General features: G+C 43.2%; 17 protein-coding genes. All 17 read left to right on the forward strand.

Features of this window, described 5'->3' with window-relative positions:
- The first annotated feature begins 3 nt into the window (after positions 1–3).
- The 17 genes from efp (at position 4) to MKY93_RS08420 (ending at position 13,178) form a co-directional block, all read left to right on the forward strand.
- A complete protein-coding gene (gene efp / locus MKY93_RS08340) occupies positions 4–561 on the forward strand; it encodes an elongation factor P (RefSeq protein WP_009496799.1) in 558 nt (185 codons plus the stop codon).
- Positions 562–673: 112 nt separating this feature from the next.
- Positions 674–883: a hypothetical protein gene (locus tag MKY93_RS08345; protein ID WP_009496798.1), complete on the forward strand. Its 210-nt coding sequence runs from the start codon at positions 674–676 to the stop codon at positions 881–883.
- Positions 883–1,260, forward strand: a complete 378-nt coding sequence (locus tag MKY93_RS08350) for a SpoIIIAC/SpoIIIAD family protein (protein WP_009496797.1) — start codon at positions 883–885, stop codon at positions 1,258–1,260. The genes MKY93_RS08345 and MKY93_RS08350 overlap by 1 nt, the downstream gene beginning before the upstream one ends.
- Before the next feature lie 39 nt (positions 1,261–1,299).
- Positions 1,300–2,199 carry a stage III sporulation protein AE gene (locus MKY93_RS08355; protein ID WP_176132467.1) on the forward strand — a complete coding sequence of 300 codons (900 nt, stop codon included), beginning with the start codon at positions 1,300–1,302 and terminating at the stop codon, positions 2,197–2,199.
- A gap of 15 nt (positions 2,200–2,214) precedes the next feature.
- Positions 2,215–2,382, forward strand: a complete 168-nt coding sequence (locus MKY93_RS08360) for a hypothetical protein (protein ID WP_009496795.1) — start codon at positions 2,215–2,217, stop codon at positions 2,380–2,382.
- A gap of 73 nt (positions 2,383–2,455) precedes the next feature.
- Positions 2,456–2,881: a stage III sporulation protein AG gene (locus MKY93_RS08365; RefSeq protein WP_009496794.1), complete on the forward strand. Its 426-nt coding sequence runs from the start codon at positions 2,456–2,458 to the stop codon at positions 2,879–2,881.
- Complete coding sequence (locus tag MKY93_RS08370) at positions 2,868–3,419, forward strand: SpoIIIAH-like family protein (RefSeq protein WP_009496793.1); 552 nt, start codon at positions 2,868–2,870, stop codon at positions 3,417–3,419. Before MKY93_RS08365 ends, MKY93_RS08370 begins: the two co-directional genes overlap by 14 nt.
- A 302-nt stretch (positions 3,420–3,721) precedes the next feature.
- A complete protein-coding gene (gene accB / locus MKY93_RS08375; protein ID WP_009496792.1) occupies positions 3,722–4,231 on the forward strand; it encodes an acetyl-CoA carboxylase biotin carboxyl carrier protein in 510 nt (169 codons plus the stop codon).
- 13 nt (positions 4,232–4,244) lie between these two features.
- Positions 4,245–5,591, forward strand: coding sequence for an acetyl-CoA carboxylase biotin carboxylase subunit (accC, locus tag MKY93_RS08380; protein WP_221835004.1), 1,347 nt, complete (start codon positions 4,245–4,247; stop codon positions 5,589–5,591).
- Positions 5,592–5,607: 16 nt separating this feature from the next.
- The gene (locus MKY93_RS08385; RefSeq protein ID WP_009496790.1) at positions 5,608–5,994 is read left to right on the forward strand and encodes an Asp23/Gls24 family envelope stress response protein; all 387 of its coding nucleotides are present in this window, start codon (positions 5,608–5,610) and stop codon (positions 5,992–5,994) included.
- Between the two features lie 340 nt (positions 5,995–6,334).
- Positions 6,335–6,709 (forward strand): transcription antitermination factor NusB, encoded by a 375-nt coding sequence (gene nusB / locus MKY93_RS08390; RefSeq protein ID WP_009496789.1) that lies wholly within the window; start codon positions 6,335–6,337, stop codon positions 6,707–6,709.
- A 90-nt stretch (positions 6,710–6,799) separates the two neighbouring features.
- Positions 6,800–7,666, forward strand: coding sequence for a bifunctional methylenetetrahydrofolate dehydrogenase/methenyltetrahydrofolate cyclohydrolase FolD (folD, locus tag MKY93_RS08395; protein ID WP_040758111.1), 867 nt, complete (start codon positions 6,800–6,802; stop codon positions 7,664–7,666).
- A 137-nt stretch (positions 7,667–7,803) separates the two neighbouring features.
- Entirely contained in the window at positions 7,804–9,153 is a 1,350-nt protein-coding gene (xseA, locus tag MKY93_RS08400; RefSeq protein ID WP_078816561.1) for an exodeoxyribonuclease VII large subunit, read from the forward strand.
- Between the two features lie 2 nt (positions 9,154–9,155).
- Positions 9,156–9,398 carry an exodeoxyribonuclease VII small subunit gene (locus MKY93_RS08405; protein WP_009496786.1) on the forward strand — a complete coding sequence of 81 codons (243 nt, stop codon included), beginning with the start codon at positions 9,156–9,158 and terminating at the stop codon, positions 9,396–9,398.
- Entirely contained in the window at positions 9,391–10,275 is an 885-nt protein-coding gene (locus tag MKY93_RS08410; protein WP_009496785.1) for a polyprenyl synthetase family protein, read from the forward strand. The genes MKY93_RS08405 and MKY93_RS08410 overlap by 8 nt, the downstream gene beginning before the upstream one ends.
- A 186-nt stretch (positions 10,276–10,461) precedes the next feature.
- The gene (gene dxs / locus MKY93_RS08415; protein ID WP_221835002.1) at positions 10,462–12,360 is read left to right on the forward strand and encodes a 1-deoxy-D-xylulose-5-phosphate synthase; all 1,899 of its coding nucleotides are present in this window, start codon (positions 10,462–10,464) and stop codon (positions 12,358–12,360) included.
- Positions 12,357–13,178 (forward strand): TlyA family RNA methyltransferase, encoded by an 822-nt coding sequence (locus MKY93_RS08420; protein WP_340758783.1) that lies wholly within the window; start codon positions 12,357–12,359, stop codon positions 13,176–13,178. Before dxs ends, MKY93_RS08420 begins: the two co-directional genes overlap by 4 nt.
- Positions 13,179–13,655 lie beyond the last annotated feature (477 nt).

Below are 13,655 nucleotides of genomic sequence, written 5' to 3' on the forward strand. Positions count from 1 at the left end.
CGAATGATTTCAGTAAACGAGTTTCGTACAGGATTAACAATTGAATTTGACGGTGATATTTGGCGTGTTATGGATTTCCAACACGTAAAGCCAGGGAAAGGCGCAGCATTCGTTCGTTCGAAATTGCGTAATCTTCGTACAGGCAACGTCAATGAAAAGACGTTCCGTGCAGGTGAAAAAGTAGAAAAAGCACAGATCGATAACCGTCGTATGCAATATCTATATGCCAATGGCGATGAGCATGTTTTCATGGACAATGAATCGTATGAACAGCTTGAACTTGCTTCTTCACAGCTTGAATATGAATTGAAATTCTTGAAAGAGAATATGGAAGTGCATGTCATCTCTTATAAAGATGAAGTGCTCGGGGTTGAATTGCCGAGTACTGTAACATTGGAAGTAGCAGAGACTGAGCCTGGTATCAAAGGCGATACAGCGAGCGGTGGTTCCAAGCCGGCTAAAATGGAGACTGGATTAGTTGTACAGGTTCCGTTTTTCGTCAATCAAGGCGATAAGCTGATCATCAATACAGAAGAAGCAGAATACGTTTCACGCGCATAAAGCGATCAAACATACCCGAAACACACGAGAATAGCTCTCGTGTGTTTTTTTGCGTATTGTCATATCGCCCGCACGCTATTCATACAGTGGACCATGGAGGAGGCGTAGCGGGATGGAATTGAACGATTTATTGCGCATCGCCGGCGTCGGATTGGTGATTGGTGTTTTGCATGTGTTTTTTGAGCAGACAGGAAAGAAAGAATTTTCATTTTTTCTATTTTTCCTAGCGTATCTTTATATTTCGATTGAATTGCTGATGTTTCTTCGCGTGTTTTTCACGGAAATTACAGAATTCTTCAGCTGGTTGTCGATGGCGATGTAATGGCGGTCATCTTTCAACTGTTTATTGTCTACATCTTGTTGCTCTTATTATCTTTTGCCGCTCCCGCATTGCATCCGATTCTCTATACGACGCTATTTTTGCTTACGGCAGTGTATGTTCTATTTACATTTTTAGTGCCTTTTGCTACTTCTGTCCTGTCACTAGTCGAGAAGGTGCCGGTCCCTTACACCACCTTATTAGTTGTCAGCGCGGGACTGTACTATATGGGTGAGCTACTGGCACTTCAAATGAAAGATGAGGGATACGGAGCGTTTGCGCGGTTATTTCAGACGGTCATGAAAATCGTGATTCTGACGCTTTGGTTTCCGTCCATTAAACAATTGATTGAAACCATTCACGCTTTGATTCCTTGGTAGGAGGATCGGAAACTACTACAACGAATGGACGAGACGTCTATGCCTGATTTTCTGAATTCCATAATCGCCGAAGTATTAGGACCTTTTTTCCTGCTAATGGTCATGTTACTGATCACGTTACTAGTCGATTTTTTTCTGCCGGCGTTCCAAAAATGGACGAGGTTTGTGCTGCTTCTCCTCGTTTTACTTTTACTGATGGAACCGGCAACCGAAAGCTTTCGACAAATCCAACTCATCACCCACTCGATCGCTTCTTTATTTCTCGGAATGTATCCACTTATCGCAGCAATGATTTTAGCATCAGGCGCTACGTTCAGTGTGGTGAATTTCCAGCCTGCGATGTTGTTGTTTGCTCAAGGTGCTGTAGTCTTTGCGGAAAAGTTTTTGCTGCCGATTTTATCGACGGCGCTGTTACTGGATATCCTTACTCGGTTGATGCCTGAAATCGTTTTTACTAGGATGGCAGATTTACTGAGAACATCGTTGCTTGCGATAGTCTCTGCTATGGTAGCGGCCTATTCGATTTTTATTACAGCTGGCGGTGCGTTGACTTGGACATTGTCCGGTACATTAAATGAACCGATAAAGGAGTTGATCCGCCAGAATATCCCGCTGATCGGTTCACTTTTGACGGATACACTCGGCTCAATCGGCCGCTATTCTTCCGGTGCAACCGCCTATATAAGCATCTGGCTGTTGCTTTCCATTTGGACAGTAGCTTTGTTGCCGGCATTGAAGATATTATGTACTGCTTTCTTATTCAGATGGACTGCGGCGTTAATCGAACCATTTTCTCAAAAAGAAGTATGCGGATTACTTGATGATATAGGACGTACTCTTTTTGTTCTCTGCGCTATATCTTTTCTCATTTCATTTGCGTTCATCTATACGACGATCTTTATCGTAACGTTTATTAAAATGATGACGCTTGGGAAGTGAGGAGGGGGTACTCTGATGCATCTGTTTCTAACCGGTCTTGCAAACCTGGTGTTGCTTGCGTTGATTCTCCAATTGGTAGCATCGGAGGAAATGGAGAAAGCCTTTGTTCCGTTAATTAAATTAGCGATTGGATTGTGGATCTTACAATTTTTTTTACAGGCTGCAGGTCATAAGTTGTTTTAACTCTACATACTATGCAAATGTAGAATCCCATTTGGTAACTGAATGAAAGCCACTATGAGATGGTGATGGAAACATGCAAAAAACAAAGAAAAAATCCCAAATGTTGTTAGTCGGTCTTATGATGATTGTATTTGGCATCTTGTACATCACCAGCACGGAAAGTCTAGGAGGGGAAAACCGAAAAAAAGAAGAGCAGCGTCTGCAATCCACATTAGAAGAAACGCTTGAACAAATGGAGGGACTAGGGAAAGTTACGGTTTACTTTCATTATGACGAGAGAGAAGTCGAGAGTTCATTGGCTGGGTACTTTTCGATCTCCGACACTCAGGCTAAAAATGAATCTAAGTTAAAAGGCCTGCTCGTTGTGGCGGAAGGAGCCGAAGATCAGGCTGTGCGAAACGAACTCTCACAATTACTAGCCAACGTCCTTCAATTGCCTGAACATCGTATTGTTATCGTGGAAATGAAGAAAAGGGGGAATCATCTTGAAAGCAAATAAACGAACAGTTTGGTTTTTAACATTACTCAGTCTTGTAGCAGTCATCTCCATCTACTACGTCAAAAAAGAGGCACCTATGCCGTTTGATGGAATCGCGATCTTCACGAAAGAAACAAAAGATGCGACGAAGTTACTGGAGAAAGAAGGTAAAACGGATGAAGTGAAACCAGTCTTTGCCGAATCGTATATCTTCCAGGATATGCGAATGGAAGTACGAAACGAGCGCAGTGAAATGGTGGAGCAGTTAACCGCAAAAATGACTTCCTCCGACTTTACAGCAGAAGAAAAAAATGAAATCTTTGATGAGATTGCAGAATTGCGCAAAGTAAGCTCCACAGAAGCTTTGATGGAAATGCAAATCAAAGCACTGGGCTACCCGGAAGTATTTGTCCGAGGAGAGGAAGAACGTGTAAACGTTACAGTCCTATCAAATGAAGAGCATTCACCTCAAATGGCGGATGAAATCACTCAATACATCATGTCAAGCTGGGATGGCGCGCAAACTGTCAAAGTGGATTTTGCTGAATCAAAAGAATAAACAGTTCAACCAGGGGCCTCGATGGCTTCTGGTTTTTATCTTTATTCAGCAGAAAACTCTCACTGAACAATAGAATGCAGGATAAGATCGCTACATCCTGCGTCACGCAGACCTAATCACAATTCAAAAACTGAACGCAATAAAGTCACGATGTTATTGATCATTTAGTAAAGTGTATGTTAGAAATAATTGGGACTTTTCTTTGATTAATGAATAAAATACGATTTTACTATTCCAAATTTATAGTAAAACGTCTATCATAGTAGAAGATAGGAAGAATAAAATAGTCAGGAGAATCAGTTATGTTGAAAATTCAAGAAATTCGAGAAATTATCAAACTAATCGATCAATCATCCATCCAAAAGTTCACGTTCGAATCGGACGGTGGAAAAATTAAACTAGAAAAAAGTTCTGGGGAAACGCTTACAGTGGTTTCTGATGCTCCGTTAGCAGCTCCAGCTCCACAGGCAGTACCGCAAGTTGCGGCTCCAGTTGCAGCGCCAGCAGCTCCGGCTCCTGCAGAAACACCAGCACAAGCATCAGCACCTGTTGAAGTAGCAGAAGATGCATCATTGCACAAAATTACTTCGCCAATGGTTGGTACATACTACCAAGCTTCTTCACCTGACGCTGCTCCATATGTTAAAAAAGGCGATAAAGTCACAGCTGAATCCATTGTTTGTATTGTAGAAGCTATGAAACTATTTAATGAAATCGAATCCGAAGTATCCGGGGAAATCGTTGAAGTGTTAGTGCAAGACGGTCAACTTGTAGAATACGGACAACCTTTATTCCTTGTTAAAGAGAATTAAGGGGGACTGACAAATGAAAAAAGTATTAATTGCAAACCGAGGAGAAATCGCAGTACGGATTATCCGTGCTTGTAAAGAACTGGGCATTCAAACAGTGGCAGTTTATTCAGAAGCCGATCAAGAGGCGCTGCATGTCCAACTGGCCGACGAAGCTTACTGCATCGGACCTCGCTTATCAACTGACAGCTACCTGAATTTCTCGAATGTCATCAGTGTAGCGAAAGCAACTGATTGCGACGGGATCCATCCAGGCTATGGGTTTCTCGCGGAAAATGCCAGCTTCGCAGAATTATGTGAAGAAGTGAATATTGAATTCATCGGACCTACATCTGAAGCAATTTCGAAAATGGGTACGAAAGATGTAGCGCGAAACACGATGCAAGAAGCAGGCGTTCCGATTGTTCCTGGTTCTGACGGAATCGTGGATGACGCAGATCACGCTTTAAAAGTTGCAAAAGAAATCGGCTTCCCTGTTATCATCAAAGCTACAGCTGGCGGCGGGGGGAAAGGAATCCGTGTCGCACGCGATGAAGAAGAACTTGTAAAAGGCGTGAACATCACGCAAAAAGAAGCTGCTGCAGCATTCGGTAATCCAGGGGTCTATCTTGAAAAATACATCGAAGTTTTCCGTCATGTAGAAGTACAAGTATTAGCAGATAAATTCGGCAACACGATTCACCTCGGAGAACGTGATTGTTCGATTCAGCGCCGTATGCAAAAGCTAGTCGAAGAAGCGCCATCTCCAGCTTTGACTCCGGAGTTGCGTAAGCAGATGGGGGAAGCTGCTGTCAAAGCTGCTGAAGCCGTCAATTACCGCGGTGCAGGTACAGTAGAATTCATTTTCGACCATATCAATCAAACGTTCTATTTTATGGAAATGAATACGCGCATCCAAGTGGAACATCCTGTTACAGAGATGATTACTGGTGTCGATTTAATCCAACAACAGTTGAAAGTAGCCTCTGGCGAAAAACTATCGATCAAACAGGAAGATATCCAAGTGAACGGCTGGTCGATCGAATGCCGTATAAATGCTGAAAACCCAGAAAAGAATTTCATGCCTTCACCTGGTCAAGTGACTATGTACTTGCCCCCTGGCGGTTTTGGAGTACGTGTGGATTCAGCTGTTTATCCAGGGTATGCGATCCCGCCATTTTATGACTCAATGGTCGCGAAATTGATTGTACATGCCGATACGCGCGAGCAAGCGGTCGCTCGGATGAAACGTGCATTGGATGAATTCGTAGTTGAAGGTGTACATACGACGATTCCATTCCATTCTAAATTAATGGATCATGAAGTATTCCAATCCGGTGACTTTGATACGAAGTTTTTAGAGAAATATGACGTCATGAATTAATTGGAGGAGAAGTGTAATGGCTGATAAAACAAATCCATCGTTTGTCGGAATGACACCGTCTGGAGATGCTGCACTTGGACGTGTCCAACTCGCGCCTGAAGTACTTGAAGTCATCATAGGCATTGCCACGGCGGAAGTCGGTGGTGTTGTTGCCACTCAAGGGAATTTTGCGACAGGAGTTGCGGAAAAACTGGGTAAAGTGATGTATGGTAAGGGTGTGAAGACCGAGTGGGCAGATGAAGGACTGAAGATCGATGTGTATTGCATTATCGAATATGGCCATTCAATTCCTGCAGTTGCGGCAGAAATTCAAAATGAAGTTCGCCAAGCGATCTATCATATGACTTCACTTACTACTCATGAAGTGAATGTTCATATTACGGGCATTCAATTCGATGAATAATCTATAGAAAAGTAAAAGGGGCTATCCTGAAAGAAATATCTTTCAGTGATAGTCTTTTTTATGTGATTCAGAAGAGTAGGTAGCGCAACGCACATTTCCTGACGATATCGACTGTCACGAGTTAGTTGTAAAAAAGCATTTCTTGCAGCCGGAAAATAGCCGTCTGCAAGTCAGGTGAACATATCGGGCAGCCTCTTTTTTCCTTGATCTGCATCTATTCAAAGTTCTTTGTCTCTAAATCGCAATGGTTCGCACAAAATCACAGGATTCTACTAGTTCTTTTCGTGGCTTTTGTGCTATCATTAGGTTTTGAAGATGCGCGGCAGAGGAGATAAGAAATATGAAACGACGAGAAGCACGTGAAAAGGCAATTCAAACGCTGTTTCAGCTGGACAATAGTGAAATGAATGTAGACGAAGCCATCGGATATGTAGTCGATGCGCCTCTTAATACGTTTTACGAACAATTGGTTCGAGGCACAGCGGAAAACTTGACGGAAATTGATAACGAAATCACAAATAAATTGGAAAACTGGTCGATTGACAGACTGCCGAAAATAGAACGTACGGTTCTGAGGCTTGCTGTTTACGAGCTCCTGCACAATAAAGAAGTTCCTGACCGAGTGATCCTAAATGAAGCGATTGAATTGTGTAAAACATTTGGAGACGAAAAGTCCGGTCGTTTTGTCAACGGTGTATTATCTAAATTCAACTGATTTCGGCTCACTTCCCATATGAAGTGAAGTATGCACGTTAGAGCTCGATCAACTTTCAATACAAATAACAAAATGTTTGGTGGGAAAATCATGTCTAGTAAAAAAATTGATGGAAAAGCAATTGGACAAGAAATCCGAGAAGAACTGAAAGAACAAGTGGCTTCTTTAGTGAAACAGGGCTATCAACCTGGACTAGCTGTTATTTTAGTTGGAGAAAATCCGGCATCTCAGACGTATGTTAAAAACAAAGAAAAATCCAGTATCGAAGCAGGCATGAAATCTGAGCTGATCAAATTGCCTGATACGGTTTCTGAAGAAGATCTTTTAAAAGAAGTAGAAAAATTGAATCAAGACGATTCGATCGATGGGATTCTTGTACAACTTCCATTACCGAAGCATATCGACGAAAACAAAGTCATTCGCGCCATCAGTCCTGAAAAAGACGTCGATGGTTTCCATCCGATGAACGTCGGCAAAATGCTGATCGGTCAACAAACGTTTCTGCCATGTACACCATATGGCATCATGCAATTGCTCGAACGCTCAGGAGTAGAAATCGCGGGCAAACACGCTGTCATCATCGGAAGAAGTAATATCGTAGGCAAGCCGATGGGACAGCTGCTGTTGCAAAAAGACGCCACTGTCACCTATTGCCACTCACGCACAAATGATCTTAAAAGCTTCACGAAACAAGCGGACATTTTGATCGTTGCCATCGGCATGGCAAAATTTATCACAGGCGATTACATTAAAGAAGGTGCTGTTGTCATCGACGTCGGCATGAACCGCGACGAAAACGGCAAACTTTGCGGAGACGTAGACTACGCATCTGCAGAACAAGTAGCCAGCGCCATCACTCCAGTCCCAGGCGGAGTAGGCCCGATGACCATCACTATGCTATTGAAGAACACAGTAGAAAGTGCAGAAAACAAATTGAATTCCCGGACTAAGAACTAAGAATCATGTAGTTTTATTGTCTTTTCTTAAATCAAAGGTGCATAATCAAAATAAATCAGCACTCATTTCAGTAACTTTAACCGAGAGACGCCAATCCCAGGCGCCTCTCTATACATAAAAGGGCAGGTGACAACAACATGTCCAATCAAACTTTTTTAACCGTTCAAGCGCTAACAAAATACGTCAAACGCAAATTCGACGCAGATCCACATCTGCGAAACGTCTATGTAAAAGGAGAACTCTCCAACGTCAAGCTCCATCCATCTGGGCATATCTATTTTACGTTAAAGGACGACAAAACGAGAATTCAGGCAGCTATGTTCCGCTCGCGTTCCAATACACTCCAATTCAAACCTGAAAACGGCATGAATGTATTGATAACAGGAGATGTCACGGTCTATGAAACTGCCGGGTCCTACCAATTATACGTTCAAACGATGGAGCCAGATGGGATTGGGGCTCTTTATCTAGCCTTTGAACAGTTGAAAAAGAAGCTGCAGCAAGAAGGACTCTTTGAAGCCAGGTTCAAACAACCCATCCCACAAACCCCTCAGACGATCGGGATAGTCACTGCAGAATCCGGGGCGGCTCTGCGAGATATGTACTCTACGATCACCCGCCGCTTCCCGATGACTAAGATGTACTTGTTTCCTGCATTAGTTCAGGGACGTACTGCAGCGCCATCTATCGTGCAGGCAATCGAACAGGCAAACAGAACAGCGGATATCGATGTATTATTAGTCGGCAGAGGAGGAGGATCCATAGAAGATCTATGGGCCTTTAACGAAGAAGAAGTCGCACGGGCGATCTTCTCCAGCAGAATTCCGATCATCAGTGCGGTAGGACACGAAACAGACACGACAATAGCGGACTATGTCGCAGATCTTCGTGCACCGACGCCGACTGCTGCTGCTGAAATGGCGGTTCCAGATCAATTGCAATTATTTCAGCATCTGAAAAATCAGCAGCGTTCCATGTATCTAGCTGTCCAAACATTACTCAGACAGCAAAACAAGCGTTTAGAAACCGCACGGTCTGCCTATCCTCTACAATATCCTGATCGATTGTATCGGCCATTTATAGAAAAAATGGACAATCTGGAAGAACGACTACGGCGCAGCGGCAACACATTGATCCAGGAAAAGCGTATGGTTTTCGATAATTTATATGCTGGTCTGCAGTACTACACACCTATTCGCCGCATCCAGCTCGAACAACAACAGACAAAACAGTTGGCAATGCGAATGAATCGTGCCGCCGAGCAGAACGTCAAACATCAGCAACAACGTTTTATCTCGCTCACACGCATGATGCAAGCACTAAATCCACTGCAAGTAATGGAAAGGGGATTTTCGATCGCCTATCAGGAAGATGAAGTCGTCAAATCGATTGAAAACCTTTCTGTTGGTGAGAAAATGACCGTACAAATGTCAGATGGGTCAGTTCAAGCTGTTGTAGAAAACATAATTCCGAAGGAGGTCAAGTAGGGATGGCAGAAGAAAAAGAAATGCAATTTGAACAAGCAATGCATCAATTAGAAGAAATTGTGCAAAAGTTAGAGGCTGGGGAGGCTCCCCTGGAAGATACAATTACATTGTATAAGCAAGGGATGGAGCTCTCTGCCTATTGTCAAAAGAAATTGCAAAACGCAGAGAAACAACTGATTCGAATGATTGATCAAGATGGAAAAGAAGCTCCATTTGATCCGACAGAAGGTGAATCGAATGAATGAGAAATTAAAAACATTTATGGATGAAAAAATCCCTGAAATCGAAAGAGAATTGACGAATCAATTGGCAAAGTCGGATATTCCCGATATTTTGCATGAATCGATGACGTATTCCATACAAGCAGGCGGTAAAAGAATTCGGCCTTTACTAGTCCTAGCTGTTTTATCAGACTTACATTTGGATTCTGCAGATGCATTAAAAGTTGCTGCTTCTGTTGAATTGATACATACATACTCATTGATACATGATGACCTGCCTTGCATGGATGACGACGATTTCAGAAGAGGGAAGCCGACCAACCATAAGAAATTCGGAGAAGACGTGGCTACATTGGCAGGCGATGCGATGCAAGCTTTGGCATTCCAAGCATTGGCAGACCTGCGGGAAACACCGCCAGCTGCCGCAATTGAATTGGTCGGTTTATTGGCAAAAGCTTCCGGCGCTCAAGGCATGGTAAAGGGGCAAGTTCTGGATATGAAGGGCGAACAGCAAGTATTGCCTTTAGCTGATTTAGAAGAAGTACATCTGCATAAAACAGGTGCATTGTTGGCATATTGCATCGATGCGGGTGCAGTTTTAGCCGAAGCGACGGCTGACCAAAGATTCCAGTTGGCTCGTTTTTCTCGAAATATCGGTCTTGCCTTCCAAATTCAAGACGATATATTAGATGTCACGGCTACAACTGAACAGCTGGGTAAACCTGCAAACAGTGATATGACGAGTGAGAAATCGACCTATCCATCCTTACTTGGAATCGAAGGCGCACAAACTCAGTTAAAAGCACGTCATGAAGAAGCAATCAATGCCTTGCGTTCGATTGATTTGGAGCATTCTATATTGCATTTGTTGGCGGACTATATTATTGAGCGGAATAAGTAGAACGAGACCATTATATTTGTCACCGGCGATCTTACTGTTATAATGTAGAAAACAAACAGTAAACTCAATGTCTGGGTAAAAAAAGTTCCCTTTTGGAAGTCGCACGCAACACGTATAAGACGGTTCATGCGATTGATTGTGCAGGAATAGAAAGAATTACTTACTTGATGAAGGTGTGTGATCACGATGGATCTTACAACGATTACAAATCCATCTTTTATTAAAGAGCTCGATAAAGAACAATTACAGGGATTGGCGGCAGATATCCGCAGTTTCTTAATTGAAAATTTATCGGTGACAGGCGGTCATATCGGACCCAATCTAGGTGTCGTTGAATTGACGATCGCCTTACATCGGATTTTTGACAGTCCGACTGACAAAATTTTATGGGATGTTGGGCACCAATCATATGTCCATAAAATCTTGACAGGTCGTGCCGGAGAATTCGATACTCTTAGAAAATATAAAGGATTGAGCGGTTTCCCGAAAATGTCGGAAAGCATTCATGATGTGTGGGAAACCGGTCACAGTTCAACATCTTTGTCTGCGGCCATGGGAATGGCTGTTGCGAGAGATATTAAACATGAAAAAAGCTATGTAATTCCGGTCATTGGAGACGGAGCGCTTACCGGTGGTATGGCACTGGAAGCATTGAATCATATCGGTCATGAGAAGACGAATATTACCGTGATTTTAAACGACAATGAAATGTCCATTGCTCCGAACGTTGGTGCGTTGCATTCCATTTTGGGTAAGTTACGTACGGCTGGAAAGTACAACAATGTTAAAGACGAGCTGGAATTTATTTTGCGGAAAATTCCTGCGGTTGGTGGAAGAGTTGCAACAGCTGCAGAGCGTGTAAAAGACAGCTTGAAATATTTGGTCGTCAATGGTGTGTTTTTCGAAGAATTAGGGTTCACCTATTTAGGTCCGATTGACGGACATGACTTTACCGAATTAGAACGTTCACTGCAGTATGCAAAGAAAATGGAAGGACCGGTCCTGCTTCATGTGATTACGAAAAAAGGAAAAGGCTACAGTCCGGCTGAGATGGATAAAATCGGTACTTGGCACGGCACGGGTCCTTATAAGATCGAGACGGGTGATTTCGTAAAGTCTCCGGCGAAAGGTCCAGCATGGAGCGCGTTAGTGTCTGAAACCGTTCGTAAGCTTGCGAGAAAAGATCGACGGATTGTTGCAATTACTCCTGCTATGCCTGTAGGTTCAAAACTTGAGTCTTTTGCGGCAGAATTTCCGGATCGCTTTTTTGATGTCGGAATCGCTGAACAGCACGCGACGACAATGGCGGCTGGACTTGCAGCAACAGGAATGAAGCCGTTCTTGGCTATTTATTCTACGTTCCTGCAACGCTCCTATGATCAGATGCTGCATGATATTACAAGACAAAAATTGAATGTCTTCATCGGAATTGACAGAGCCGGTTTAGTCGGTGCAGATGGTGAAACACATCATGGGGTCTTTGATATCGCATTCTTGCGTCATATGCCGAACTTGGTCATTATGATGCCTAAAGACGAAAACGAAGGTCAGCATATGGTGAAGACGGCGATCGAGCATAATGAAGGTCCAATCGCTATGAGATTCCCTCGTGGAAACGGTTATGGCGTTCCAATGGATGAAGAACTCCACACCATTCCAATCGGTACATGGGAAGTGTTGAAAAAAGGTGAAGACGCGACCATTTTAACATTCGGTACGACAATTCCAATGGCGTTTGCAGCAGCAGAGCAAATGAAACAGCAGGGGAAAAATGTATCGATCGTCAATGCGCGCTTCATTAAACCACTTGATACCGATTTATTGGATGAATTATTTAAACAGGGCAAGCCGATCATCACAATTGAGGAAGCAGTGCTTGCGGGCGGCTTTGGCAGCGCGGTCCTTGAATATGCGGCAGAAGTGAATCACACATCTACGATTATTGAGCGAATTGGTATTCCGGATGAATTCATTGAACATGGAAATGTCGATGACTTATTAATGGAGATCCACATGACGCCGGAACATGTCGCCGAAGTCACGATGGAAGCTATTAAAAAGGCTGCAGAAAGAGAAACCGTATGAACCCTTCGATGAAAAAAGAACGTGTAGACATTTTACTGGTGGAACGCGGCTTGATCGCATCTCGTGAACAAGCAAAACGTTCCATCATGGCAGGTCTCGTCTACTCCGATTTGACAAGAATTGAGAAGGCAGGAGAAAAAATTTCTGTCGATGCGCCTTTGACCGTTAAAGGACCTGTTATCAAATATGTAAGTCGGGGCGGCTTGAAATTAGAAAAGGCATTGGAGTCTTTTCCTATTTCTGTGAAAGGAAAAATCGTTTTGGACATCGGCGCTTCCACTGGCGGTTTCACGGATTGTGCCCTACAGAACGGTGCCGCTCATTGCTATGCTTTGGATGTCGGCTATAACCAGCTTGCTTGGAAAATTCGACAAGATGAACGAGTGACTGTTATGGAACGAACGAACTTCCGCCATGCAACAGTTGATTTATTTTGCGAGGGCTTGCCTGAATTAGCTACCATCGACGTATCGTTTATTTCTTTATCTCTGATTTTGCCTGCGCTAAAGAAAATCATTGTGCCGGGCGGTCAAGTTGTTGCTCTCGTGAAGCCACAATTTGAGGCGGGGAAAGAGAAAGTTGGAAAAAAAGGAATCGTACGTGAAACGGTTACACATCTAGAAGTTCTTGAAAAAATTGCGAATATGGCGGTTGCTGAAGGGTTTTCAGTAAAAGGAGCGACGTTTTCTCCTGTTACGGGTGGAGAAGGGAATATAGAGTTCTTGTTTTATTTAGAAGCAGAAGATCCCTCTACGTCACTTTTTACATCAGAAAACTTCCATCAATTAGTCAAAGAGGCACATAACGAATTAACATAACGCGCAGAGAGTTGCGCGTTTTTTACATGCTATGTATAATTTTAAGTTAGGTCAGGTCAGGCATGTTGGTTAACCAATAATTCACATAGTTATTTTTGAAATATGCATAGTAAATGCAGCAAGTGAGTCCTTTTAACAAGTGAGTACAGCATGGGTGTAGCTGTGGGATTTGCGCTCCAGACGGTACGCTTTCCGGAGGGCGTGGCTTGAGCCTCCTCGTCCGCTGCGCTACCTGCGGGGTCTCAAGGCACACGCTAATCCTCCCGGAGTCGACCGTCTTCCGCTCCAATCCCTAAATTGCATAAGCTAGGCAATATTATTTTCATTTGTAATTAGGAAAAACCTGTTCATATACTTGTCGTGCCTTTTCCAAAACAGCACACGAATTAGTTTGCTGAATTCGAAGTGAAGGGCCTTTAAAATAGTTGATCAACATGTTAGAAGTTAGGTATAGAAGAGAATCGGAGTGATTGAAAA

Source organism: Sporosarcina sp. FSL W7-1283, assembly GCF_038003105.1.
GTDB classification, from domain to species: Bacteria; Bacillota; Bacilli; order Bacillales_A; family Planococcaceae; genus Sporosarcina; species Sporosarcina newyorkensis.